The following is a 25,266-nucleotide window of genomic DNA, read 5'->3' on the forward strand; positions in this document are numbered from 1 at the left end:
ATTACTCCACAACTAAATCAGTAGATAAAGGAGCAGTAACTTTCATAAATATAGCACCATTATCCTCATAAATTTCAACTGTATTACCATTATTAAATACAGAACCATCTCTTAAAGTAGTACCTAAAACAGTTTCATTATTATCATCATCAACAGCTACAAATCTAGTTATAGTTGTACCATCACTTTTAGTAATAGATTTAGCTTTAATGATTCTAGAACCTGAAGGGATAATACCAGCAGAAGTTTCAACCTCTTCACTATTAATAACAGTATTAGCACCAAGAATAGAAGAAGTAGTAGTAGAAGAAGTAGAACCATTAGTAACAATATGAACAGCAGAACCATCAGGCTTAGCATCAACTTCAAAATTACCTACAGATGTAACAATCTGAGGATTACCAGAACCATCTTCAGAAATAGTAGTAGTAGAACCAAGAACATTAGAAATAGCCTGAGTAGTCTGACCATTTAAAATTAATCTATGAGTAGTTTTACCTAAAACAGTAGTATCAGCATTAGCATTTATACCATTACTAGAAAAAGAAGTTGTTACACCCTCATTTGTAATTTCAATTTGAGAAGAAGGAGAACCTGAGATAACTTTACTTTCAATACCATCTATAATAATAGATTGCTCAGTAGAACCATCACTTTTAACAGTTTTCTTAACAACTAAATTATCATTAGGAACATCAACAGTAGTAACTTCATCACCATTTTCATCAGTAACAATACTAACACTACCACTTTCATTTACATTATCCCCATCATTAAATGTTAAGATTCTAAAATTAAAAGTTTTTGATATAGTATCAGTTCCATCATTAACAGTAATAGTAATATCACTATTCCCACTAGTATCAGGATCAGAAGCTAAAGTTAAAATATTACCAGCTAAAGATTTAGTAGTAAAGATTGAATCATCAGAGAAAGAAACATCATAAGTTAAAGGATCTAAATCAGCATCACTAGCATTAATAGTAATTGTTCTAGTACCATAGTTTTTATAAACAATAATATTGTTATTAGTATCAACAGCAGTATCATTTAGATTTGAAACAGTTAAACTATCAATAACAGGTTCATTCTTTCCTCCAACATTTACAGAAAGAGTTTTTTGGAAAGTAGTAAAACCATCATTGGTTTGAACACAAATACTATATGCACCCTCCATAGAAGAAGGATCTAAAACTAATAGATCAGAAGCAGAAATAGAGAATAAACTATTATTAGAATCTAAACTACAACTACCATTAGCTGAAGAGTCTTTATCAACTAAAGTATAAGTAAAGCCTGTATAAACGTCAGCATCAGAAGTATTTAAAGTTCCAACAGTAGCATTAGTTCCTGCATCATAATCTATAGAAGATGAACTAAGAGTAATATCTCTAGGAATATCATTTATAGAAGTTGATATAATACTTGTATTAGAATCAGTAGTAAATACAGTACCATCATCAACTCTTATAGAAATAGTTGTTGCTTCACTACTACCTGGAACAACTCTATTTCTAGCTGGAGTAAAAGTAATAGCTCTTAAAGCAGCTTGAACAGAAGCTATTGAACCGCTAGGAATAGAAGTACTTGAAAGGGTACCTTTAGCATTATCATCTAAGCTTATTGTTACAGAAATATTATCTCCATCACTATCAGCTAATGTTACTGCATTAAATGGTGTTATTGCTCCACTTGTATCATTTACTGTTTGTCCTCCATTTGTTCCACTTATTGTTGGGGTTGAGTTATTAACAGTTGTGAAGTTCCAAGATGTTGTATTTGAAATACCTGCAAAATAATTACCTGCACTATCAACAATTGAATTAGAAGCAATTTGAACATAATATCCAGCATTTAAATCAAATGTTCCAGCTGGGTTTATGGTTAATGTTGAACCACTAATACTTACTTTTGAATCTGTTACAGCAATAGTTTCAAATGCAGTATTATCTGAAGCATTTTTAATAACTATATTTCCTGTTCCTTTTATGATATTTTCATTAAAGGTTACTACTAAATTAGCTGTTGTTCCTATATCTGTTGAGTTATCTGAAGGTGATAAAGAACTTATTGTTGGGGCTGTTGTGTCAATAGTAATAGCTAATGCACTAGAAGAATTTGAAGTGTTTCCTGCGCTATCCGTTACAGTTGCTGTAATAGTATGAGAACCAGAAGTTAATGCAGAAGAAGTAATGCTCCAGTTTCCACTTCCATCAGCTGTAGTTGTTCCTATAGTTCCATCTATAGAACTAATAATAGTTACTGTACTATTTGCCTCTGCTGTTCCACTAAATGTTAGTGTTGTATCTGATGTAATATTATCACTGCTTGAACTCCCTGTATCTGAAGAGGCATCTAAATCTGGTGTAGAAGGAGTAATTGGTGCAGAGTTGTCAATTGTAATACTTAAAGCCGAAGAGGCAGAGGAAGTATTATTTGCACTATCTGTAGCAGTTGCTGTAATACTATGAGAACCAGCAGTTAATGCAGAAGAAGTATAACTCCAGTTTCCACTTCCATCAGTTGTAGTTGTTCCTATAGTTCCATCTATAGAACTAATAATAGTTACTGTACTATTTGCCTCTGCTGTTCCAGTAAATGTTGGTGTTGTATCTGAAGTTATATTATCACTACTTGAACTCCCTGTATCAGAAGCAGCAGTTAAGTCTGGTGTAGATGGTGCATTTGGTGCTGTTGTATCTGAAGTTGTTATACTTGTACTATTAACTGCAGATAAACCACCTGATGTTGCTCTTAATGCAATAGTATTAGAAATACCACTATCTGTGTATTGCAGGGCTAATCCTGTATAAGTTGTCACTCCACTTGACGGAGCAAGAGTAACTGTAGTTCCTGAACCATCTGAATCTCCTGTACCACTTAAAGAGTTTACTGTTCCATCAATTGTTCCATCATTTGGATCAGTGACAGATAAAACGATATTTGTAGAGTAACCTGTATCTACAGTATCATTTGCATCAACTGCTTTTACTACTGGAACAGTTGAAAAATTTGTTGATATTCCACTTGAAATAGTTGTTGGTGCAGGTTGAGTTGTGAAGATTAGTTTTGTTGCTACTACATCAGAAGTAACTGCATTTGCATCTACAGTTGATAAATCACTTCCTGTTCCATCTACATCATTTGCTGTAAGGGTGAAGCTTTGTTGATCTGCTGTTGCAGTATAAGTTAAATTACTAAAGGTAGCTACACCACTTACAGCTGCTTTTGTATTATTTGTTAAAGTACCCGCACTTGCTTCTGTTAATGATATAATTTCAGTAAAGTCTGTATCTACATTTCCTGCTGAATCTACTGCACTTACTACTGGTTGGGTTGTTAGTGCACTACCACTTGTACTTCCTGCTGGTTGGGTTGTGAAATTCAACGCAGTTACTGTTACACTTAAAGCTGTATTAGCACTATTTGTAATTGGGCTTGTAGTTCCCATAGTTGAGCCACTACTACTTACAGTTAAATCTGTATCACCATCTATACTTATAGTTATAGCTGCATTATCTGTAATAGAGGTATTATCATTATAGTATGCTTTTACTACATAAGTTTCACTTGAACCATCAGTTACAACTATATTATTTGAGCTTAAGTCAAAAGTTACTTTTCCTGTATTATATGTTCCTGTTATTGCACTACTTAAATCACTTCCTTGGTTTGCTCCACTTGTGGCGTTTGTTAGAAGGTAGGTTAGTTTTGAGTTATTTGTTCCACTTACATTTATATCTAAAGAGGTGATTGTTGTATCTAAGCCATCACTTGTTCCTAAATCATTTATTGCAAAGTCAAATACTTCTACTGCATTTGCACTCGTAGTAGCTGTTGTTGGGACGTTTATTGTAGTGCTTTCATCTACTCCATCTCCTGTGCTTAGGGTGCTATCGGAATCGTTTGAGTTACCAATTGTTATAGTAAAAGGTTCTTGATAAGTTGCTCCCCAGTTATCTTCTGCTTCAATGCAAACATTATATGTACCATTAGATAATGTTTTAGAACCTGATGTACTATCTAAATCTGTTAATTCTCCTGGGTCATCATACCAACTTTTCCCCATTGTAAAATCACCATTGTCATCATCCCCTGCAGTACCACAAGTGCCACTATCTGATGCTCCATTTGCCACAAGAGAAAAAGTTAGAGAATCTCCATTTGGATCGGTACCACTTGCAATAATTCCTGTTTTGTAGTATGCAGTTCCCCAATAATCACCTTCTGTCAGAGAACCTGTTGTTGACGACAGTGATATATCTGTTGGAGCACTATTATTAAGATCTATTGTTGTAATAGTAACTGTATACGATTTATTTGAAGTATTAAAATTAGATTGTATAGAATATTGAAGTGTACAATTACTTTGAGAAGTTGAAGGAGATGAAAAAGTTTTGTTTAATGTCGAGCTATTACTTATTCCACATCCAGATAAAGAATAAACATGAGCATTAGCTTGATCTTCTGCTGGAGGTGAAAAAGATACTTGTTTAAGCAATTGTCCTGTTGGAACTTTTACAGAAAAACCATCACTAGAATTTGGAGTTGGTTCTAATTGTCCTGTTACAGTCCATGTCCCGGCACTTGAAACTGTATATAAAGGAGTTGTTTTATCTGCTGAAAAATCTCCTGATTCAGTACCAAGTGTACCTGCTTGCATATTATATGAACATAATAGTAACGCAACTGCAGTACTAATATTTATTTTTTTTAAAAACATTTATTTTCCTTTGTTATCTTGTAAAAATTTAATCAATCCAAAATCCACTATTTGGCATAGAAATAGCATCGAATTGTTCATCGTTTAAGCCTATAATATTTGCTTTTTTTATATTAGGTAAAATTTTAATATCATAAATTTCATTTACATCATTTAAATATTCAATTTTACCTACGATTTTTTTTGTTTGTAAATTAACAGCAACAACACCTGCATAATAATCATTATTCTCATACTTTAGATTATTAAAAATAGATGAGGAAGGTCGTATTTTAGAAATTCCTATAAATGCAATATCTTCAATAATATCCATCCCTCTAGCAAAGCCATTAAGTTCAATAACAGTAGTAGTTTCTCCTGTCATAGGGTTATATTCATTTAATTTACTTTTAGCACTTTCCAAAAAATAGATTTTATTTTTATAAAATCTGGGTGAATGGGGAATATTTAGATTTTTTTGAACAATCTTATTTGTTTTAACATTAATTAAAACTCCTTGTTTAAAGTCTGTATTTTTCCAACCTTTTGGTTCATCTGTGGTTGAAAAAGCAGTTACATATCCTGGTTCTCCATTTTCCATAGCCAAACCATTTAAGTGACATTGATCACCGCCGTTTATATTTTTTATAAAATTAGGTTTCCAGTAAGGAGTAAAGTTAAAGTCAATATTAACAGTTCCCACTATAGAAAAGTTTGTATTTACAGCAAAAAGCTTATCTTTTCCAAAAGCAATATCATGTAAATGTGAATATCCTGTATAAAAAGAAGCAGTAGGTATAAAATATGCATCATATTTATTCTGTTTTTTTAATAAAACCTGCTTTTCAATTGAACTTAGTGTAATAATATTTGTTTTTGTTGCTATTGCTAATTTATTTCTATCATAAGCAAGTCCCATTGGAGAGGTAAATGTTCTTGGTAATTGAATTAATTGATTGGAAGATTGAGCACTAAGAAATATTACCTTTTCTGCTTGATACGTGGATATTACTAATGTTGAATTTAATTCATGTAAGATTCTTGAAAAACTATATGAAAAAGATAAGTTAAACGGCTTTTTAGTTTTTTCTATTAGCAAAAATTATTTCCTCTTTTATATAAATAAGAAAATTATTTATATATAAATTAAATAAATATTATATTGTAAGTTAAATAATAGACTAGAAAACTTAATTTAAGATTAAAAATTGACAAAAGAAAGGTTTAATCTTCTTTTATCTTAATATATAATTTTCTTTTGAATCTTGAGTATCAAGCTCTTGTCCTATCTCTTGATATCTTTTGAAGTAGTATTTTACAAATGAGTTTATTTTAGGGTTGTTTGGCATAAAGTATTTTCCATCTCTTTTTGCAAATCTATTTAAAAATTCTGTTGCATCTTTTTTATCTAAATAGTGTTTTGCTAAATCTGTATATGTGTTGATATACCACTCTTTTAGTTTTTCATATTTTACAGCTGAGATATCAATTGTTAGTTCCTCTTCTGCCCAATCTAAGATTTTAGTATCAAATAAAGCATTTAAGTGGATTAAGCCTTCACAATAGTATGGTTGTACTTCATCAACTTCCATCCAACCTATAAGACCTACAGCTCTTTTTAGAGTATCTATTAATACTTGTTTTTCTAAATCTTTTTCATCATTTGATTCATCAAGGAAAAAAGAGATTAAACCACCTGTTGTAGCTTTGAACTCTTCTATGTTTTTAAAGTTTCCTGTTTTGTTCATCACTGATTCTGTATCTTCATCACACCATAAAATATGTCCATATTCATGCCCAATTGTTGTGATATCATAAACTTGGTGCCAAGCTTCAGCTTCGTTGAAAAGGAAAGTTCTATCTTCTGAAAGGAACTTTTGCCCAAATATCTCTTGTGATAGTTTTAAAAATGGTTTTGCTCTGCTTGTTTGTAAAATCTCATCAGCAAAGGCAAAGATTTTTTTACCTTCCTCTTTTGATACAATCTCATCATTTGGTACAACTTGTGCAGAAAATAGTCCATTAAACTCAGCTCCAAAAAATAAAGCAGGTCTTCCTATATACAATTGCACTTTATCAAGTGATTTTAAAGAGAAGTTATAAATATCTTCATAAGCTTTTGTTTTGTCTGTATTATTGTAAATCTTTTCAAAAGCTGATTTTATTTTATTTACTCTGTGGTCATTTTGAGTAAATTTTGGGTTTGTAAGTCTTATATCCCATTCTAAAGCAACTGCTTTTCTAAAGTGATCTTCGTAGTATTCAAGTGGATGTCCTATTTGAACTGGTGATTTTATTTTCATCCAAGCTCTATCTACATCTGCCCATCTTTCAACTAACATATGGTTTTTATCTTCACTAAAAGCTTTGATTAGACTTTGAATATATAAGATGTAATTCCATTTCTCTTCATAAATCTCATCTTCAAGTTCAATTAAACTCTCTTCAAACTTTTCTAAAGCATCAACTACAGCAGTAGTTTGCTCTTTAAAAGCTTTGATATATGCTTTTGATGAATATTTTCCATCTTCTAATACTAAAGCAGAATATGATCTGTCTGCAACTATACCATTGTGTCCTAAGTCAAATAGTGAGTTTTCTTCCAAGTATTCATATACTTTTTTATCATCTCCATCAAACATAGCTAGAAGCTCTTTATTTACTCCATTTATAATATGAGAGGTCCAAGCACTTTGCCATGATGACATTTTAAGCCCCACCTCGTAAACACCTTCAAAAATTGCTTGATAAAAAGGTGTTAAAAGATCGTTTGTTTTCATATAATTGATTGTATTTTTATGTTTTTCGTGCCAAAAATCTCTTACAAAGATATAAGCTTTTTCTTGTAAAGCTATCACTTCTTTTTCATTTTTTCCAAGTTTTTTAAGAACTTGAACTAATGAATCATCTCTTAGGTTTACTAATCTTGTAATAAGAGCAACTCTTAAATCATCTTTCATCTCTAAGTCTAAAGCTTTTGCAAAATCATCTATAATAGTTAGTTTTTCAAATTCGTTGTTTTCTAAATATGATATTAGTTTATTTACACTATTTTTTTGTGCATCTAAAAATTCATAAACTTCTGTCAGGTCATTGATAAATTTTTTATTTTCCATAATATATCCTTTTATATAGGAGTTATTTTATCTTATTGAAACATTAAATTAACTTAACTTAGCACTTAAATATAAAAAGTGCTAAAAAGAGTAAAAACTTTAGCTTCCTTTTATAAAGTTTTGATAAAATTCATATATTAAAAATTTAATTTACAGGAGAAATTCATGGCAAAACATCAATTTCAGACAGAAGTAGGACAATTACTACATTTAATGACACACTCTTTATATTCAAATAAAGAGATTTTTATAAGAGAGCTTGTATCAAATGCAAGTGATGCAATTGATAAACTAAACTATTTAAAATTAACTGACGAAAAAATGAAAGCAGCTCTTCCTGAAGATTGGGCTGGAACTATTAATATCAAACTAGATGTTGAAGACAAATCAATCACTATTGCTGATAATGGTATTGGTATGAATGAAGAGGATTTAATCGCTTCAATTGGTACAATAGCAAAATCAGGAACAAAATCTTTTGTTGAAGCTTTAACTGGTGATGCAAAAAAAGATTCAAATCTAATTGGACAATTTGGTGTTGGTTTTTATTCTGTATTTATGGTAGCAGACAAAGTAGATGTTATCTCTAAAAAAGCAGGGGAAGAAACAGCTTACAAATGGTCAAGTACTGGTACTGGTGAGTTTGATTTAGCACCTTGTGTTAAAGATTCAAATGGAACTGTTATTTATATCAAACTAAAAGATGAAGAAGTTGAAGATTATACTTCTAAATATAGAGTAGAAACTATTGTTAAAAAATACTCTAACCATATTGCATATCCAATCTTCTTAAACTTTAGTGAAGAAGTAACTGAAGAGTTAAGTGAAGAGGATAAAAAAGCAGGTAAAGAACCTAAAAAAACAATTGAAAATAAAAGAGAAAAAGCAAACGAAGCAACTGCACTTTGGATGCAACCAAAATCAAAATTAAAAGAAGAAGAGTATAACGATTTTTATAAATCTATCTCTCATGATTCTCAAGATCCAATGCTTACAGTTCACACAAAAGCTGAAGGTGTAAACGAATATACAACACTATTTTATATTCCAAAAACTGCTCCAATGGATATGTATAGAGCTGATTATCAACCAGGTGTTAAACTATATGTTAAAAGAGTATTTATCACGGATGATGAAAAAGAACTTTTACCAACATATTTAAGATTTGTTAGAGGTATTATTGATTCTGAAGATTTACCACTAAATGTATCTAGAGAAATCTTACAAGAAAACAGAATCTTAGCAAATATCAAACAAGGTTCAGTTAAAAAAATCCTTGGTGAAATTAAAAAACTAGCTAAAGATGAAGAAAAATACAAAGAGTTTATTGAGCAATATAACAGACCTTTAAAAGAGGGTGCTTACCAAGACTTTACAAATAAAGATTTACTTCTTGAACTAATTAGATTTAAATCATCAAAAGTAGAAAAAGGTGAAATGACATCTTTAGAAAGCTATAAAGATAGAGCAGATAGTGAACAAAAAGCAATCTACTATATCGTTGGTGACAATGAAAATGTTCTAAGAAATTCTCCACTTTTAGAAGCATATAAGAAAAATGATATTGAAGTTCTTATCTTAGATGATAAAGAGATTGATGAAATCATCACTCCAATGTATGGTGCATATAAAGAGTGGGAATTTAAAGATATCACTGCTTGTGAAGCTCCAAAAGTAGAGCAAACAGAAGAAGAGAAAAAAGAAGTTGAAGAAAAATTCAAAGATATCACAGAAAAAATCAAAGAGGTTTTAGGTGAAGCTGTTAAAGAAGTAAAAGTAACTAACAGACTTTCAGAATCTCCATCTTGTGTTGTAAAAGATGCAGGTGATGCACAAATGCAACAAATGGCTCAAATGATGAGAGCAATGGGACAAGAGATGCCAGAAACTGCTCCAATCTTAGAGATTAACCCAGACCATGAAATCGTTACTAAACTAAATGGTTTAAGTGATGACAGTCTTGTATCTGATGTATCTTGGGTACTGCTAGATCAAGCTAAATTGAGTGAAGGTATGGAAATCACTGATACAGTTGCATTTGCACAAAGACTAAGTAGAATCACAGCAAAAGCACTTTAAAAATAAAAGAACTATTTGCACGCATCTTCAGCGTTGCAAATAGTTTTTCTCTCAGTCACTTACCTCTTTTAATCTCTTTCAATAAAAACTATTCGCGCCTTGAATCTACATACAACTAGTTCTTTTAGTTAGTAAAAATATTTTCAATTTCTTTTTTATTCGTTATAACATAGAATATGGATTTATGTTATAATATTTCACAAATAAGGATTAAATGTGACAAAAGAATATATTATTAACTATTTAAAAGAGCACAAAAATGAATTTTCACAAAAGTTTGGTATTACTAAACTTGGTCTTTTTGGTTCATATGTAAAAGATGAAGCGAGTGAAAATAGTGATATTGATATTCTTATTGAACTTGAAAATAATCTTTCCGATATATATGAAAAAAAGTCTAAATTTAAAAATATTTTAGAAAGCCATTTTAATTTAAATGTTGATATTGCAAGAGAAAAATATTTAAAACCTATGGCAAAAGAAGAAATCCTTAAAGAAGTAGTTTATGTCTAAAACTAAACTTTCTTTGCTATCTATTATTGAAGCAATAGAGAAGATTGAAAAATATACAAAAGAATATTCAAATGCAGACGACTTCTATCATGCAGAGAGAGACTTTGATGCAACAATGATGCAGTTTGTAATTATAGGTGAGATGATTTCGAAAATTGATGAAACATTTAAAACACAACATTCTAATATTCCATGGCATAAGATTAAAGGTTTTAGAAATATAGTTGCACATAATTATTTTGGTATAGATGCAGATGAAATTTGGGAAATAATTACTCTAAAAATAAAACCATTAAAAAAGGATATTGAAGATATTTTAGATTAGAAAATTATAAAAGAGGATTAATCCTCTTTCATATCATCTTCTGATAATTCAGGTATTTCTTCAATATCTTCATCATCAAGTGTTTTCTTTTTTTCTTCTGCTCTTGAAAGAATCTCTAAATAAAAAGTTTTACAGTTTTCTTGAGCTGCCTCGTTAACAAATCTCATAATATCAGAAAACTGAATCTCTACTGGTGTTTCTTCATCTTTTGCAAATTTACAATCAAAAAACCAAAAGTCTTTCTCTTTTGGTAGAGGTTTTCTTTGTTCTCTTTTTATATATTTTCTTATTTCATGTTTGATAGATTCTAAAACTCTATCAGGGTTTTTATTTTCAACTTGTAGTTTAAAAGTTTTTTTCAAAAATTTCCTTTTTTGCAATTGTATCCATTTTTCTCAACTTTTAGACTGTTTTGTATTTTTATTATGGATTTATAAACAATTTAGTCAATTCTGATATAATGATTAGTAATAGCTTTTGGTATTACAAATGATTATATGTAATATTAAGGATTCTCATATGGAATACACTTTTATTTTAGCTCTATGCTTGACACTGTTTTTTGCTTCAACTGTTCATGGGGCTATTGGTTTTGGTTTTGGGATGATTTCTACTCCTATCATCGCACTTTTTACTGATATGCAAACTACTATTTTATATATGCTTATTCCAACTATGGGTGCAAATATTTTAAGTATTTTAAGTGAAGGCAAGTTTTTAGAGGCTTTAAAAAAGTTTTGGTTTATCATAACTTTGATGGTAATAGGAAGTGCTTTAGGTACTGTTTTACTTCTTTATACAAACTCTGATTTGTTTAAACTTCTACTTGCTGGTATTATATTTTTGTATCTTCTTCAATCAGTTGTTAAAATAGAAGCGACTTTTGTATCAAAATATCCACGAAGTTCAACTTATGGTTTGGGTATTTTTGGTGGTATGTTATCGGGACTTACAAATATAGTTGCACCTCTTATGATTATGTATACATTAGAGTTAAAATATTCTAGAAAAGATACAGTACAGTTATCAAATCTTTGTTTTTTGTTTACAAAGATTGGGCAAATCACGGTTTTCTTACTTCATGGAAGTTTTACTGTTGAGGATTTTAATATCTCTATGATAGGGCTTGCTGCTACATTTATAGGTATGTTTTTAGGAATAAAGGTTAAAAAACTAATCGACGCAAAACTATATGTGAAGATTTTAAAAGTTCTTCTTTTTATAATAGCTTCAATGTTAGTTGTTCAAACAATAAGTTTTTAGGATACAAATATGGATTCAAATCTTCTAAAAGTTTTTATAGCAGTTGCAAACACAAAAAGTATCTCAAATGGTGCAAAAGAGTTAGGCTTCACTCAGTCAAATATGACTCTTCGTATAAAACAGCTTGAAAAGATTTTAGGGCAAGAGTTGTTTCACCGAACAAACAAAGGTGTAGTTTTAACTCAAGAGGGTGAGAAGTTTTTCCCTTATGCGGTTGATATTGTAAAAAAAGTTGAAGAAGCAACTTTAAAAATACGAAATATAAACCACCAAGAGTTGCTTAGAATTGGCTCAACCCAATCAAATACTACAATAAGACTTTCAAAGTTTATAGATAAACTTGATAAAGACTTCAAAGATATGAAGTTGGAGTTTGTAGTTGATAGTAGTTTAAATCTTATTGAGCAATTGTTAGATTATAAACTTGATATAGCTTTTGTAAATGGAAAACCAAAACAAAAAGATTTAGAGGTTTTAAATGTTTTTAAAGAGGATATTGTATTGGTTGAGCCAAAAGACAAAGAACCAGAAAACATAATCTATTCATATAAAAATGGATGTTTAAATAGAATATTTCTAGAAGAGTATCTAACAGAAGAGAAAAAAGTTCAATACAAAAAAGTGAACATAGAAAACTATGAGTTGATTTTATCTTGCGTAAAAACTGGATATGGAGTTGCACTTTTTTCAAGAGAGATTATTGAAAAGTTTGGATATGAAAACAAACTAAAAATCACAAGTATGGATTTTAGGTTGGATACATATCTAATCTGTAGGAAGGATTACCTTCCTATGATAGAAGGATATTTAAGACAAATCACTCTTTAGTTTTTATGTTTGTTGTTTACTTCAATCATACAAGTAACACCAGCTCTTAAAATATAATCTTCTGGAACTTCATCTATAGCGATTCTTACAGGGATTCTTTGAGCTAATTTAACCCAAGTAAAAGATGGGTTTACATTTGCTAAAAGTCCACTTCCTCTGTCATTATCTCTATCCGTTATACCACTTGCGATACTTTCAATATGCCCTTTTAAAACATAATCAGTTCCAAGAGGCTTCATAACAGCTTTATCTCCAACTTTTATTTTTGGTATTTTATGTTCTTCAAAATACCCATAAACCCAAAAACTGTTTTCGTTTAGGATTGACAGATGGCTTTGTCCAACTTTTACAAAGTCACCTTCTTTTACAAGTAGGTTATTTACCCAACCATTTGTTGGAGCATAGATTGTTGCTCTTTGTAAATCAAGTTTTGCCAAATCTAATCTTGCTTTTGATTCATTTAAATCCTCTTTTGCCATTATTAAACTATATTTTGCATCATCTTTTACATCTTTTGGCACAATAGAATCACTAGCTTTGATTCTTTTTTCATATTTAGCTTTTTTCATATTGTAGTTTGCTTTTTTAGCTTTTACTATAGATTCAAGTGTAAAAACCTCTGCTTCAAATCTTTTTTTATCGATTTCAAAAAGTTTGTCCCCTTTTTTAACATATTGATTATCTTTAACATATAGTTTAGAAACAAGTCCTTCAACATCTGGTGCCACAAGTGTTATATCTGCTCTGATTCTTCCATCTCTTGTCCAAGGAGAATCAATATAGTTATTCCATAGGTTTACAGTCAACACAATAGCAACTGCAACGATTGCAAATGTGATTAGATATCTTATTAGTTTTATAATTGTTTTGTTCATTAATATCCTTATTTATAAATTAGTAGTGAAATTGTTGAAAATACGCACATAAAAAGTGCAGCTCTAAAAAGTCCGGGATGCCAGACAAACTCATAAACTCTTAAATCAAGTAAAACTCTGTTTAAAGCAAGTTGTATAACACCTGCAACTACAAATAATAGAATTAGTGCAGGGATTTGAACTCCCATTAGTGATATTATTGGATCCATTATTTATCTCCTTGAATAGGTAAAAACTCTGTATTTTTTATAATCGAATAGATAATACTAACCTCAGTTGTAATCACATTTAGCAGTTTTTGTTCATTTGCAGAGGTCAATTTCTTGTTTTCTAAGTCATGCATTAGTTTCTCTATTTTTCTTCTATAAACAGTTTTATCTGTTTTGTCTTTTAGGTCAAAGTATTTTTCAATATTGTTTAAAATCAGTCTAATTTGTATAGGTTTTCTTCCCTCAAATAGGCTTGCTCTTTTTCTAATAGTGATGATTGCTTTACCAATCTCAACAGTTGATAAAATCCAAGTAAAGATTTTTGAGTTTGTATTTGTATCTAGTCTTCCAACTACAGAATATCTTTGCATCAAATCAAAGTTTAGCATCTCAAGTTTTGCTCTTTGAAGTGATAAGTCATCTTTTATTAGGATGTTTATTTGTTTACTTAGAACTTTTTTAACTCTTGATTCAATCCAAGAATTAGATGTAAAATCAAAAAGCATATAACTTAGTGTTGATATTATTAATCCAACTATTGTAGCCATTGCTGTTCCAAAGAAGAAAGCAAAATCAGAATGATAAGATGTGTTTACCGCAATTGTTGTAATAAATACTAAAAGAATACCAAAGCCTATAAAACTTTTTCCTGGTAAAACCATCATCAATGAAAGTAGTGCAAACATAGGAGTCAAAGCAAGACACATAGTTGGTAAATCAATCACAAAAGATGGAATAATATAAAAGTTATAAATTGGTGTGATTATCAAACCTATGATTGTACCAATAATTGTACTATTTATTATCCCTTTTGGGTTTGGTGCTGTACTTAGAAGTAAAGTATTTGCAATAGCAGGAATAACTCCAAAAGCTGCATATTCCCAACCTGATATCATCCAAAGTACCATCATCGCAATAAGTGCAGATGTTGCTCTTACAACCATCAACAAAATCAAAAGATTGTCACTATAAGTTGAGAACTTCAAGTTTTGAACAAAGTTTTTTTCATCTTTTATTTTTGTATCTTTTTTGATAAAAGAAAGATAAGTATTTGCATATTCATATAATTCATTTTGTAGTCTCTCTAGTAAAAAACAGATAGCTTTAAAATCATTTTTTAGTTCAAAATCATCTTCTAGGTTTAGTTTTACTTTTTCCTCTTCTACAACTTTTTGAGTAAGAGCTTTTGTTTTTTTCAATTCAAATAAAAGTGTATTTATATTTTTTTCTTCTAGCTGTTTTTCATGAAACTCTTTTAGCGTTGTTTCTATATTTTCATAAATATTTTTCAAACTATCTATAAATACAGTATTATCTTTACTATTATTGATGATATTTCTTAGTGATAAAAAAGTTGTACTGATATGCATAAATTCATAGTTTAATCTTTTGTAATAAACACTATCTCTTTTTGAAATACTAGTTTCAAAGTTACTATTTACTCTTAAACTATCCGTTCCTAAAATATCTCTATTATAATTAACTGCCGAACTATCAAAAGAAAATATATTTTTTACATTTGAAAAGGTATTAATAAGAAGATTGAATTTACTCTTTTCACTTTTTATTAGTGTTTTACTTAAACTTTGAGGAAATAAAACTTCACTAATAAAACTTGCAGAAATCAAGCCAATCATAACTTCAAAAAATCTATCAATACCAAAAGTGAATATCTCAGCTGGAGTTTGAATAATAGGCATAGTTACAACAGCAATTGTATATCCAGACATAACAAATCCATAAGACATAAAGTTTCTTGCCATAAACCCAATAGCTGCACAAACTCCTGCCCACAATGCAAAAAATATAGTAAATGAAACTCTATCTTGTGCAAATAAAGCTATAAAAGTAATAGCCATAGTTGTACCTAAAACAGTTCCAATAAGTCTATAAAAACTTTTTGAAAATACTGGTCCACTAAATGGTTGCATCACAATAAACACTGTGAAAACTGATGTTTGTGGCATAGATAAATTAAATACAATACATAAAGATAGTGCCATCAAACATGCAGCAACAGATTTGAAAACATAAGTAAAATTTGGTAAGTCTTTACTTAGCCACTCTTGTGAAGCAGTTTTGATGTATTGTTTAGTTATTGTCAAGAGAAGTTCCTTTCTCTTTATAACCACCACCTAAAGCTTTGATTAAATCAATTTGAGCATTTAACTCATTGTTTTTCAAAGATAGTTTAGTAATCTCTTCATCAATTAAGCTTAGTTTTGAGTCAATATAAGATATTTTATTTTTAAGACCTAACTTGAATATTTTTCTCTCAATATCTAGGTTTTTTTCTTTGCTTTTTAAAATATTGTTTTGAACTTTGATTTTAGATTTGTTTAGTTCAAACTTTTTTAATGAAGCTACAACTTCATTTATAGCTTTTATTACACTTTGGTTATATTCTTGTACTTGAATATTGTATTCATCAGTTTTTATATTTAAATTGTTTTCTCTTCTATTCCCATCAAATAAAGGAAGTGAGATAGCTGAGCCAATATATGGTGCATAAGAGCTTTTATCAAATAAACTAGCCCAAGAAAAAGATGTAAAACCTAACAAACCACTAAGACTAATGTTTGGATAAAACTGTGCTTTTGCATTTGTGATATACTCATTTTTACTTAGAAGTAGATATTTTTGAATGGCAATATCTGGTCTATGTGATAACACATCCAAATGGATATCTTTAGGAACAAAAACTTTATATTTATCAAAACTTGATACTCTTTTTAGTTTATCAATCTTTGAAGGCATAAGCCCTGAAACTATAGAAAGAGATTTTTTCAAGTCTTCAATCTCAATTTTTAGATCTAAAGAGTTTTGCTTTACTTTTTCAAGAGAAGTACTACTTCTATTTATCTCTATTTGGTTTGCCAACCCTAATTCATGTAAAGTGTTTAAAATATGATGTTTCTCTTCAATGTTTTTTTCTAAAACTTTTATTTTTTCTAATTGCTCTTTTTTATAATTTAGTGTGGCATACAGTTTTACAATAGAAGTTGTCATTGCTATTTTTTTTACTTGTATATACAACTTTTGAGCTAAAGATTTATTTATTGATGCTCTTATTAAAGAAGAGTTTTTATCCCAAAAATCAAAATCATAGTTTAACCCTAAACCTTGGTCATAAAGATTATAATAACCCCCACCTAGTGGATCAGGGAAGATATAGTTCTCACTATATCTTTGTCTTGAAACATTACCATCTATTCCAACTGTTGGCTTTTTTAAAGCTTTGTTTATCTCAACAATAGATTGTGCACTTTTATATCTTGTTTTTAATATTTTTAAAGTTGGGGCATTATTTAGGGCTTCATTTATCAAAGAGTTTAGTTGTTCATCTTTAAACTTTTTCCACCATTGTGTATTTAAAGAAAGTTCTGAACTATTGAACTTATTTAGGTCTGTTTTTAATTCTTTGTTAATTTTACTGTTATCAAATTTTTTAATTTTTTCAACTTTAGGAACACAACCTGTTAAAATATAAAGTGATATAAATATAAGTACTAAATTTCTCATTGTTACTTCACATTTAAATACACAGTTTTAAGTGTGTTTAATAAAATCTTTTTTTCTTCCATTGTAACTCCTTTGAAAGCTTCCTCTTCAACTTTTAAGCTTGCAGTGTTTATTACTTTTTCAAGCTCTTTGCCTTTTGTTGTTAGACAAACAAGGAATGCTCTTCTATCATCTTTTTTGGCTTTTCTTTCAACAAAGCCTTTTTTCTCAAGTTTGTCTACCATAAGTGTTAGACTTGAAGGTTTTAGATATGTATCTCTTGCTAACTCTTGTTGAGTTAAACAATCTTTTTCACAAAGTCTTCTTATCAAAACACTTTGTGCAGCAGATATATCGTGCTCTAAAAGTAACTTTTCTAAATTGTTTTTAATGCTATTTCTTATATTAGCAACTAATATGCCAAATATATTGTCTGATTCAAATGACATGTGTATCCTTAAGTTTTAAATGATTAATGTGTAAATAGTTAATATATGAATAATTAATAGATGAAGAATAATAATACATTTAAGCTTAAAATTAATTGTAATAAATTAATTAACTTAAAAATATTACTTTTAAATTTAAAATAATAAATTATGGTACAATCCTTAATTATTTTACAAGGAGACTTTATGGCTATTACTATTAGAGATGGTATTGCTGATGACGCACAAACAATTTATAATTTTATTATTGAGTTAGCAGTTTATGAAAAAGAACCAGATGCAGTAAAAACTACAGTTGAAGAAACAAGAGAAAAAATATTTGGTGAAAATTCAACTGTAAAAGCCCTTATTTGTGAAGAAGATGGAGTTGCGATTGGTATGGCAGTATATTTTTATAACTATTCAACTTGGCTTGGTAAAAATGGGATTTATTTAGAAGATTTATATGTAAGTGAATCAAAAAGAGGAATAGGTGCTGGTAAATTGATGCTAAAACACTTAGCAAAAAAAGCACTTGTAGAAGATTGTGGTAGATTTGAATGGTCTTGTTTAGATTGGAATACACCATCAAGAGATTTTTATGAAAGTATTGGTGCTGTTTCACAAGAAGAGTGGATAGGGTATAGATTAGAGGGTGATTCTTTAACTAACTTTGCAAATAGTTAGGAAAGGATTAATGTCCTCTTCCTAACATCTCTGATGCTTCCATAACTATCATAAAAGCATCTTTATCACACTCCTGAATTATTTGTTTTAGAAATCTTAATTTTTTTACATCCAAAACAAGAAAAATTAAAGTTTTATTTTCATGTTTGAATATCCCAGAGCCATTTAATATAGTTCCATATATTCCAAAGTTTTCAGTGATTTTTTGTGAAAGAAGTTCAGGTTCATTTGTTGTAATATGAATAACCTTTGTACTTAAAGCTCCTGTTAAAACTACATCCATAGCTTTTGCTGTGACATATATACTTATTACAGATAAAACTGCTTTTTCAAAATCTTTAAAGATGTAGATTGATGATATTACTATTAAAGCATCAATTGCAAATATAATTTGCGAAGCTTTTAGGTGGGAGTTTGCACAAACAATTTTTGCAATTACACTTGATCCTCCAGCACTTGAATTTCCTTTTATAATAAACCCTACACCAAAACCAATAACTAAGCCACCAAAAACAGCTGCGACTAATATATTTGATATCAATAAGTCAATATCTAAAAATTTGGTAAAAAAATCAGTAAAAGATGAGATTAGAATAATAGTTATTACTGTTTTTATTGCAAACATTTTTCCTAAATATTTTATCCCAAAAATAAGAAGTGGAATATTTATTAAAACTATTAAACTTCCAATTGAAAGATTTGTCATATGATACAAAAGTATTGCCATACCAGGAGTTCCACCAGTTGTAAAGTTGTGAGGTACAAAAAATAGTACTACTGAAAGAGCAATCAATAAACTTCCAATAAGAATATAAAATGCACTCTTTATCTCTTCATTTTTTATTTTTAACATAAATTTTCCTAAAGATTAAAATTGTAATAAAGTGGTTAAAATTAGTAGGTTTAGCTTTCTTGTTGGATAGTTTCTTGGTTTTGAAGTTGATATAGATGATTTAAAACATTTTTTGAAAGTGTATTTTTCATCTTTTTTACTCCTTAAGTCTGTTTTTGTATAATATCATAATCTAAAATAAATATCATTAAAGGAGTAATCTTTGAGTTTAGAAAATTTTGAAAAAGTTTATAATGAATTTAACCAAAGAATTAATGAACAAAACTTTGATGAGGCACTGTATTTAGTAGATGTATTACTTGATTATGCTGAAAATGAAGTTGATAAATTTTATACACTTATGGGAAAAGCAGCTGTACTTACAAATTTAGAAAGAAATGATGAAGTTATTGAAACATATAAAGAGATTATTAAAAATTTTAAAGAGTCTAAAGATGATACTGTTTCAAAATTTTTGATTTATGCTTATTATAATAAAGCTTTAGCTTATGCAAAAGATGAGAGTTTTGAATTAGAGCTAAAAACTTACAATAGATTACTTGAAAAATATATTGGAGATATCTCTTCTGATACTGAAATAGTATTAGTAAAATCGTATATGAATAAAGCAATCTGTGTAACAGAATTAGAAGGTTTTGAAAACTCTTTAACTGTATATAAAGAGTTAGTTAGAAATTTTGAAGACTCAAATCAAAGTGATGTTGTTTTACAAATAGCTCAAGCTTCATATAATATTGCTTTGATATATGGACAAAAAGATGAAGATGAAGAAGCTGTAAAAGCATACGATTATGTTATTTCAAAGTTTGAAAATAGTAGTGATGAAAATATTTTAGAGTTAGTGGCTAAATCACTTGTTAATAAAGCTTCAAAAGCTAGAAATTTAAATAACTATACACAAGCATTGGATTTATACAATGAAGTTATTGAAAAATTTGAAGATTATCAAGGTGAATTTAAAAATCAAGTTGCCCTTGCTTTACATAATAAATCTATACTTTTAAGTGAACTAAATAATGAAGATGAACTATTGAAAGTTTGTGATACTATTATAGAAAAATTTTCACAAAGTAAAAATGAAATGATTATGAATATTGTTGCTTCAGCGGAGGTTGTAAAGGATAAAGAACGTTTTAGTAACAATAGTTTTTGATAATTAATAATTATATATTCTGTAATTATTTGGTAACAAATAAAGATTAGAATTCTCCTAATTTTTTTAAAGGAGAATTAATGTCTACTTATACTAACAGTAGTCAATCTGATGTAAAACTAAATTTATTTTTCTTTATTGGTTTTACAGCAGTTGTTTTATACTTCATATATTGGGGTTCGTCTTACACAAATGGAAATCATGCAATACTTTTTATCTTAGCAACACTTTTTGGGGTGTTTATGGCATTTAATATTGGTGGTAATGATGTTGCAAATTCATTTGGAACAAGTGTTGGTGCTGGTACTCTTACTATTAAACAAGCACTAATTGTTGCAGCAATCTTTGAAGTAAGTGGTGCTGTTATTGCAGGTGGTGAAGTTACAAAAACTATTAGAAAAGGGATTGTTGATTTATCACAAATAACAGTTGAACCTATGCAATTTGTTTATATTATGATGGCTGCTTTATTATCAGCGGCTATTTGGTTATTAATTGCAACAAGAAAAGGTTGGCCTGTGTCAACTACCCACTCAATAATTGGTGGAATAGTTGGTGCTTCAATTACATTAGGTTTCTTAATAGGTGGCTCAGATACAGGATTTTCTTTAGTAAAATGGGATAAGATAGGAACAATTGCATTCTCTTGGGTTCTTTCCCCTGTACTTGGAGGTTTAGTGTCTTATGTTTTATATTATCAAATAAAAAAACATGTTTTGGTTTATAATGATGAGACTGTAGATAAACTTGTATCTATTAAAAAAGAAAAAAAAGAATTAAGAGAAGAGCATAAAAAATCTTTTGAAAGATTATCAGAATTACAAAAGTTATCTTATACTAGTTCAATGGCAAGAGATGCTCATACTATCTCTGATAAAGATTTTGATCCTGAAGAATTGGAATCAGATTATTATAAAAAAGTTTATGAAATAGAACAAAAACAAGATAGTGTGAATGCAACAAAAGCTTTAGAAACCTACGTTCCTTTATTTGCTGCAATTGGTGGTATGCTTATAACAGGTATGCTTTTATTTAAAGGTTTAAAACATATGCACTTAGGATTGTCTACTATTGATAATTATCTAATAATTGGTATGTTTGGAGCATTGATTTGGCTTGCAACTACTATTTTCGCAAAGACATTAAAGGGAAAAGATTTGGATAAATCTACTTTTTTAATGTTTAGTTGGATGCAAGTTTTTACAGCTTCAGGATTTGCTTTTAGTCATGGTTCAAATGATATTGCAAATGCTATTGGACCATTTGCTGCAATTTTAGATGTTCTTAGAACTGGTGAAATAGGTTCTAGTGCAGCAGTGCCAACTGTGGCTATGATTACATTTGGTATAGCTTTAATTGTTGGGTTATGGTTTATAGGTAAAGAGGTTATTCAAACTGTTGGACATAACTTAACTAAAATGCATCCAGCTTCAGGTTTTTCAGCAGAGCTAGCAGCTGCGGGAGTAGTAATGTTGGCTTCTGTAATGGGATTACCTGTATCTAGTACACATATCTTAATTGGTGCAGTACTTGGAGTAGGTTTAGTAAACCATAATACAAACTGGGATTTAATGAAACCTATTGCTTTAGCTTGGGTTATCACACTTCCTGCAGCAGGAATTCTATCAGCAATTACTTTTATGGTACTTAATAATATATTTTAAATCAAGAGGGAAACCTCTTGATTTTAAAGAAATTTTGATGATACTTCTTTTAATATATCATCTGCTAAAAATGATTCTCCATTATATTTGACTACTTTTATCCCTTCACTTGTGAAAGATTTTGCAGTATTTTTACAAGCTGTTTTTACAACAATATAATTACACTCTTTTAAAGCTCTTCCCATTTTGTTATGTTGTTCAATATGTTCTTGATCATCATGGTCATGATCACAAGCATGATCCTCTTCTGGATGGTCGTGATCTATATCTGTTCTTGGATTGATTTTAATCTCTTCTAATGTAAATGATTTAAACATACTTGAGCCACTCATAGAAAATACAGCAAACTTTGGAGTATGCCCTGCATTTGGGAAAAATCTAAGATTTTCATCTTTTACTGGTATAGCTATTTTCATCATTTTCCTTTTATAAATTTTTCTTTATATTACCTTTGGAACTTTAAACTATGCAATAACTAATCCATAAGTTTAAAAATTTAAATACTTAATAAGAATATGATACAATAAGCAAAAAATTTATTTTTTTTAAGGGGATATTATGGGATTTTTTAAAAGTGTAATGCAGTTTATAGCAAAAGCTTCAATCCCAGTGTATAGATTTGAAAATAATAGGCTTGTTTTTAAAGTAGGAAGTGACAATCTTTACTCATATGAATTAGATGATTATGATATAAAAACAAGACATGATCCTTATGTTATAAGTGCATATACTCTAACTACAAAAGATATACATTTGGAGTTTATGAAAGTAGATAGTGATGTTCATTGGAATACAGACTGTTTATCTATTTATGAAGATTTAATAAAAGAAAAATTAAAAATAAAAAGATTAGAAGTTTTAGAAGAAAGAGATATTGAAACATACTGTTTTAAAACATATAAAGCTGATAATTCTTTTATTTTTCATATTATATATGTTTATACCTCTTTATCAAACCTAATTGTTATAGATACAAAAGGGAAATTGTATAAAGAATTATTAATAAAATTAGATTCTAGTTATCAATATAGTTTTGATAATGAAGAAAAAGGTGAGGTTAACTTTAATTTGTCTCTTGTAAAAGAGAATAGTATGAGGAGTTATTTTGCATTATAAATATTTAAATAAAACTTTTTGTTTTTTTATAATCTTATTTTTGTTTGCTGGATGTGTAGTAAAAAATTCACCATTTTATAGTAAGAAAAAAGATAGATTAGTTTTAGGAAAAAAAGATAACCCTATAATTGTAAAATTGGAAAATGTCAATTATAAAACATATTTATATGGTTGTAGTGATTATTCTTATACTCTTACTCAAGATAGTAAAGAGTATGGAAAATTGTTTGTTGAAGAGATAGAACTAGGATTTAATTGTACTTGGAATGGACTTCCAAGTGGTTTTTTTGAAGATAATTTTAGATCAAATCTGAAATTAAATGATGTTGAAACAGTTGAACATATAGATATTGATAGATATAGTTTTAAAACTTATAAAGTTAATGAACAGTATTACAGTATAATTTATACATATATAGGAAGAAAAGATAGATTTATAGTAGATTATGAAGGGAAACTTTATAATAAACTTTTAAAAAGTTTTGATAAAAACTATGTAAATAAATATATCAATAAAAAAAGATTTTATAAATTTTATGATGATAGTTTAGTTAGAAAAAATATTCTAAACCACTATTTCACACTAGAAAGATTTAATTCAAGAGACTAAAGAGAAATCTCTTTAGTTTCCAAAAACTTGTTTAAGAATTGAGCTTGTTTGTTCAATTGGATTTGAACGAATAGCAGCTTCTTTTTCGGCAATCATTTTAAACAAACCATCAATTGCTTTTTGTGTAACATAATCATCAAGATTTTCATCACTACTACTTGGAAGATATGAATCAACTCCAAAGTTTTTTGCTAAATTCATAACTTCACTGTTATTTACATACTCTTTTCCATATTGTTTATAATAAGAATTAAAAGCATTATAATATTTTGCAACACTGTTTTCTTCCATCGTTTTTTGAATTATAGGTTTGATTACCTCTTTTAATGAGCTATTTGTATTTGTTTTAAAATAATCAGTTGCTGCATTTTTATCACCATTTAATATTTTTGTTGCATCTTCTAAACTCATTTTTTCAATAGCACTAACAAAAACTTCTGCTGTTTTTGGAGCTGCATTTGTTGCAGCACTGTTCATTGATTTTATTAAATCATTTGCAATCTCATCTCCCCCAGCTTTTCTGATAAGTGTTTCAACTTTTTGAAGATTTTCAGGAAGAGGAATCTTCACAAGTGAATTATCTAAATAACCATTTGTTTCACTAAGATTTTTAACAGCATAATCAACTCCAACTTTTAATGCTTCTTTTAGTCCACTTGATACTGTTGAATTACTAAGGTTTGTTGTATTTTTTGAACTAGAATTAGTTGTTGAATCTTTTGTTACATTACCTATAACTTCTTTTGCTATGCTTCCAAAATCAAAACCAAATGCTAAAGTTGAAGATAGAATAATAGATGCACATATAATATTTTTTTTCATAATTTTTCCTAATTTTCTTCTATTATAGATAAAAGTAGATAAAATTATGCATTAAATTATAAATTAAAAAGTAGGTGAAGTTTGATTAAAGAGATAGTAGATTTTTTCTATAGTTTTAAAAATAAAACTATTGAGAGTGATATTTTAGTTTTAGAATATGGTGAGCAAATAAAAAAATATGCAAATATGATTATAAATAAACAACTTGATAAAGAGTATGAGGAAAACTATCTAACTATTTTAGGATATAGTTTAAGACTTGAAGATATAAAACAAAGAATTTTTTTCACTTTTCAAGAAGCAGTTTATGCAATTGATTTAGATAAATTGATGAAAAATGAAGATTCTATGAAATTAAACTCAATAGTATATATTTTGGTTTTAAATACTTTAATTAATGAATTTAAAGGATTAGAGATAGATAAAGAATTATATTCTAAAGCTTTAGACATTTATAGGCAAATGGAAGAGAGAAAATCAAAAGAGAACCAGAAATATCATATCTATCAATATTAAGATAAT

General features: G+C 28.8%; 23 protein-coding genes. 11 read left to right on the forward strand and 12 right to left on the reverse strand.

What is annotated here, in order from left to right:
* Position 1: 1 nt before the first annotated feature.
* From ACKU3H_RS09015 to ciaB, 3 genes are all read right to left on the reverse strand, one after another.
* The gene (locus ACKU3H_RS09015; RefSeq protein ID WP_320033517.1) at positions 2 to 4,723 is read right to left on the reverse strand and encodes an Ig-like domain-containing protein; all 4,722 of its coding nucleotides are present in this window, start codon (positions 4,721 to 4,723) and stop codon (positions 2 to 4) included.
* Between the two features lie 28 nt (positions 4,724 to 4,751).
* Positions 4,752 to 5,801, reverse strand: a complete 1,050-nt coding sequence (locus ACKU3H_RS09020; RefSeq protein ID WP_320033518.1) for a TIGR03032 family protein — start codon at positions 5,799 to 5,801, stop codon at positions 4,752 to 4,754.
* Positions 5,802 to 5,937: 136 nt separating this feature from the next.
* Entirely contained in the window at positions 5,938 to 7,818 is a 1,881-nt protein-coding gene (ciaB, locus tag ACKU3H_RS09025) for an invasion protein CiaB (protein WP_320033519.1), read from the reverse strand.
* 165 nt (positions 7,819 to 7,983) lie between these two features.
* Between ciaB and htpG the strand changes: the two genes are divergently transcribed.
* The 3 genes from htpG to ACKU3H_RS09040 all read left to right on the forward strand — a co-directional run bounded on the left by htpG (position 7,984) and on the right by ACKU3H_RS09040 (position 10,735).
* On the forward strand, positions 7,984 to 9,897 hold the full coding sequence (htpG, locus tag ACKU3H_RS09030; protein WP_320033520.1) for a molecular chaperone HtpG: 1,914 nt from the start codon (positions 7,984 to 7,986) through the stop codon (positions 9,895 to 9,897).
* 216 nt (positions 9,898 to 10,113) lie between these two features.
* On the forward strand, positions 10,114 to 10,410 hold the full coding sequence (locus ACKU3H_RS09035) for a nucleotidyltransferase domain-containing protein (protein WP_320033521.1): 297 nt from the start codon (positions 10,114 to 10,116) through the stop codon (positions 10,408 to 10,410).
* Complete coding sequence (locus ACKU3H_RS09040) at positions 10,403 to 10,735, forward strand: HepT-like ribonuclease domain-containing protein (RefSeq protein WP_320033522.1); 333 nt, start codon at positions 10,403 to 10,405, stop codon at positions 10,733 to 10,735. Before ACKU3H_RS09035 ends, ACKU3H_RS09040 begins: the two co-directional genes overlap by 8 nt.
* A gap of 17 nt (positions 10,736 to 10,752) precedes the next feature.
* Here ACKU3H_RS09040 and ACKU3H_RS09045 read toward each other — a convergent pair whose 3' ends face one another.
* Complete coding sequence (locus ACKU3H_RS09045) at positions 10,753 to 11,097, reverse strand: DUF6172 family protein (RefSeq protein ID WP_320033523.1); 345 nt, start codon at positions 11,095 to 11,097, stop codon at positions 10,753 to 10,755.
* 157 nt (positions 11,098 to 11,254) lie between these two features.
* Here ACKU3H_RS09045 and ACKU3H_RS09050 point away from each other — a divergent pair, with 157 nt between their 5' ends.
* Both ACKU3H_RS09050 and ACKU3H_RS09055 read left to right on the forward strand, forming a co-directional pair.
* Positions 11,255 to 11,998, forward strand: a complete 744-nt coding sequence (locus ACKU3H_RS09050) for a sulfite exporter TauE/SafE family protein (protein ID WP_320033524.1) — start codon at positions 11,255 to 11,257, stop codon at positions 11,996 to 11,998.
* Between the two features lie 9 nt (positions 11,999 to 12,007).
* A complete protein-coding gene (locus ACKU3H_RS09055) occupies positions 12,008 to 12,826 on the forward strand; it encodes a LysR family transcriptional regulator (protein ID WP_320033525.1) in 819 nt (272 codons plus the stop codon).
* On the opposite strand, the gene ACKU3H_RS09060 is transcribed toward ACKU3H_RS09055, so the two are convergent.
* From ACKU3H_RS09060 to ACKU3H_RS09080, 5 genes are read right to left on the reverse strand one after another with little or no spacing between them, the layout of a single operon-like run.
* Positions 12,823 to 13,701: an efflux RND transporter periplasmic adaptor subunit gene (locus ACKU3H_RS09060; RefSeq protein WP_320033526.1), complete on the reverse strand. Its 879-nt coding sequence runs from the start codon at positions 13,699 to 13,701 to the stop codon at positions 12,823 to 12,825. The two genes, ACKU3H_RS09055 and ACKU3H_RS09060, sit on opposite strands and share 4 nt — an antisense overlap.
* 8 nt (positions 13,702 to 13,709) lie before the next feature.
* Complete coding sequence (locus ACKU3H_RS09065; protein ID WP_320033527.1) at positions 13,710 to 13,910, reverse strand: DUF1656 domain-containing protein; 201 nt, start codon at positions 13,908 to 13,910, stop codon at positions 13,710 to 13,712.
* On the reverse strand, positions 13,910 to 16,015 hold the full coding sequence (locus tag ACKU3H_RS09070; protein ID WP_320033528.1) for an FUSC family protein: 2,106 nt from the start codon (positions 16,013 to 16,015) through the stop codon (positions 13,910 to 13,912). The genes ACKU3H_RS09065 and ACKU3H_RS09070 overlap by 1 nt, the downstream gene beginning before the upstream one ends.
* Entirely contained in the window at positions 16,002 to 17,432 is a 1,431-nt protein-coding gene (locus ACKU3H_RS09075; RefSeq protein ID WP_320033529.1) for a TolC family protein, read from the reverse strand. The genes ACKU3H_RS09070 and ACKU3H_RS09075 overlap by 14 nt, the downstream gene beginning before the upstream one ends.
* 2 nt (positions 17,433 to 17,434) lie before the next feature.
* On the reverse strand, positions 17,435 to 17,860 hold the full coding sequence (locus ACKU3H_RS09080; RefSeq protein ID WP_320033530.1) for a MarR family transcriptional regulator: 426 nt from the start codon (positions 17,858 to 17,860) through the stop codon (positions 17,435 to 17,437).
* Positions 17,861 to 18,046: 186 nt separating this feature from the next.
* On the opposite strand from ACKU3H_RS09080, the gene ACKU3H_RS09085 reads away from it, so the two are divergent.
* On the forward strand, positions 18,047 to 18,526 hold the full coding sequence (locus ACKU3H_RS09085; RefSeq protein ID WP_320033531.1) for a GNAT family N-acetyltransferase: 480 nt from the start codon (positions 18,047 to 18,049) through the stop codon (positions 18,524 to 18,526).
* 7 nt (positions 18,527 to 18,533) lie between these two features.
* On the opposite strand, the gene ACKU3H_RS09090 is transcribed toward ACKU3H_RS09085, so the two are convergent.
* Entirely contained in the window at positions 18,534 to 19,379 is an 846-nt protein-coding gene (locus ACKU3H_RS09090) for a YitT family protein (protein ID WP_320033532.1), read from the reverse strand.
* Between the two features lie 202 nt (positions 19,380 to 19,581).
* Here ACKU3H_RS09090 and ACKU3H_RS09095 point away from each other — a divergent pair, with 202 nt between their 5' ends.
* Both ACKU3H_RS09095 and ACKU3H_RS09100 read left to right on the forward strand, forming a co-directional pair.
* On the forward strand, positions 19,582 to 20,532 hold the full coding sequence (locus ACKU3H_RS09095) for a tetratricopeptide repeat protein (RefSeq protein ID WP_320033533.1): 951 nt from the start codon (positions 19,582 to 19,584) through the stop codon (positions 20,530 to 20,532).
* 80 nt (positions 20,533 to 20,612) lie between these two features.
* Positions 20,613 to 22,196 (forward strand): inorganic phosphate transporter, encoded by a 1,584-nt coding sequence (locus ACKU3H_RS09100; RefSeq protein WP_320033534.1) that lies wholly within the window; start codon positions 20,613 to 20,615, stop codon positions 22,194 to 22,196.
* Between the two features lie 23 nt (positions 22,197 to 22,219).
* Here the strand turns inward: ACKU3H_RS09100 and ACKU3H_RS09105 are convergent, their stop codons facing one another.
* Positions 22,220 to 22,612, reverse strand: a complete 393-nt coding sequence (locus ACKU3H_RS09105) for a hypothetical protein (protein ID WP_320033535.1) — start codon at positions 22,610 to 22,612, stop codon at positions 22,220 to 22,222.
* Positions 22,613 to 22,754: 142 nt separating this feature from the next.
* On the opposite strand from ACKU3H_RS09105, the gene ACKU3H_RS09110 reads away from it, so the two are divergent.
* On the forward strand, positions 22,755 to 23,312 hold the full coding sequence (locus tag ACKU3H_RS09110; RefSeq protein WP_320033536.1) for a hypothetical protein: 558 nt from the start codon (positions 22,755 to 22,757) through the stop codon (positions 23,310 to 23,312).
* Positions 23,302 to 23,922 carry a hypothetical protein gene (locus tag ACKU3H_RS09115; protein ID WP_320033537.1) on the forward strand — a complete coding sequence of 207 codons (621 nt, stop codon included), beginning with the start codon at positions 23,302 to 23,304 and terminating at the stop codon, positions 23,920 to 23,922. The genes ACKU3H_RS09110 and ACKU3H_RS09115 overlap by 11 nt, the downstream gene beginning before the upstream one ends.
* Before the next feature lie 12 nt (positions 23,923 to 23,934).
* Here ACKU3H_RS09115 and ACKU3H_RS09120 read toward each other — a convergent pair whose 3' ends face one another.
* Positions 23,935 to 24,744 carry a DUF4197 domain-containing protein gene (locus ACKU3H_RS09120; RefSeq protein ID WP_320033538.1) on the reverse strand — a complete coding sequence of 270 codons (810 nt, stop codon included), beginning with the start codon at positions 24,742 to 24,744 and terminating at the stop codon, positions 23,935 to 23,937.
* 81 nt (positions 24,745 to 24,825) lie between these two features.
* Here ACKU3H_RS09120 and ACKU3H_RS09125 point away from each other — a divergent pair, with 81 nt between their 5' ends.
* Positions 24,826 to 25,260, forward strand: coding sequence for a hypothetical protein (locus ACKU3H_RS09125; protein ID WP_320033539.1), 435 nt, complete (start codon positions 24,826 to 24,828; stop codon positions 25,258 to 25,260).
* The last annotated feature ends 6 nt before the right edge of the window (positions 25,261 to 25,266 follow it).

Origin of the sequence: Halarcobacter sp., assembly GCF_963675975.1 — a bacterium.
In the GTDB taxonomy this organism is placed as follows: domain Bacteria; phylum Campylobacterota; class Campylobacteria; order Campylobacterales; family Arcobacteraceae; genus Halarcobacter.

What these genes read in the sequence shown, in the direction of transcription:
- ACKU3H_RS09015 (WP_320033517.1), bottom strand. Translation starts at nt 4,723, where the DNA reads ATGTTTTTAAAAAAAATAAATATTAGTACTGCAGTTGCGTTACTATTA.
- ciaB (WP_320033519.1), bottom strand. Translation starts at nt 7,818, where the DNA reads ATGGAAAATAAAAAATTTATCAATGACCTGACAGAAGTTTATGAATTT.
- htpG (WP_320033520.1), top strand. Translation starts at nt 7,984, where the DNA reads ATGGCAAAACATCAATTTCAGACAGAAGTAGGACAATTACTACATTTA.
- ACKU3H_RS09040 (WP_320033522.1), top strand. Translation starts at nt 10,403, where the DNA reads ATGTCTAAAACTAAACTTTCTTTGCTATCTATTATTGAAGCAATAGAG.
- ACKU3H_RS09050 (WP_320033524.1), top strand. Translation starts at nt 11,255, where the DNA reads ATGGAATACACTTTTATTTTAGCTCTATGCTTGACACTGTTTTTTGCT.
- ACKU3H_RS09055 (WP_320033525.1), top strand. Translation starts at nt 12,008, where the DNA reads ATGGATTCAAATCTTCTAAAAGTTTTTATAGCAGTTGCAAACACAAAA.
- ACKU3H_RS09060 (WP_320033526.1), bottom strand. Translation starts at nt 13,701, where the DNA reads ATGAACAAAACAATTATAAAACTAATAAGATATCTAATCACATTTGCA.
- ACKU3H_RS09065 (WP_320033527.1), bottom strand. Translation starts at nt 13,910, where the DNA reads ATGGATCCAATAATATCACTAATGGGAGTTCAAATCCCTGCACTAATT.
- ACKU3H_RS09075 (WP_320033529.1), bottom strand. Translation starts at nt 17,432, where the DNA reads ATGAGAAATTTAGTACTTATATTTATATCACTTTATATTTTAACAGGT.
- ACKU3H_RS09080 (WP_320033530.1), bottom strand. Translation starts at nt 17,860, where the DNA reads ATGTCATTTGAATCAGACAATATATTTGGCATATTAGTTGCTAATATA.
- ACKU3H_RS09085 (WP_320033531.1), top strand. Translation starts at nt 18,047, where the DNA reads ATGGCTATTACTATTAGAGATGGTATTGCTGATGACGCACAAACAATT.
- ACKU3H_RS09090 (WP_320033532.1), bottom strand. Translation starts at nt 19,379, where the DNA reads ATGTTAAAAATAAAAAATGAAGAGATAAAGAGTGCATTTTATATTCTT.
- ACKU3H_RS09100 (WP_320033534.1), top strand. Translation starts at nt 20,613, where the DNA reads ATGTCTACTTATACTAACAGTAGTCAATCTGATGTAAAACTAAATTTA.
- ACKU3H_RS09105 (WP_320033535.1), bottom strand. Translation starts at nt 22,612, where the DNA reads ATGAAAATAGCTATACCAGTAAAAGATGAAAATCTTAGATTTTTCCCA.
- ACKU3H_RS09110 (WP_320033536.1), top strand. Translation starts at nt 22,755, where the DNA reads ATGGGATTTTTTAAAAGTGTAATGCAGTTTATAGCAAAAGCTTCAATC.
- ACKU3H_RS09120 (WP_320033538.1), bottom strand. Translation starts at nt 24,744, where the DNA reads ATGAAAAAAAATATTATATGTGCATCTATTATTCTATCTTCAACTTTA.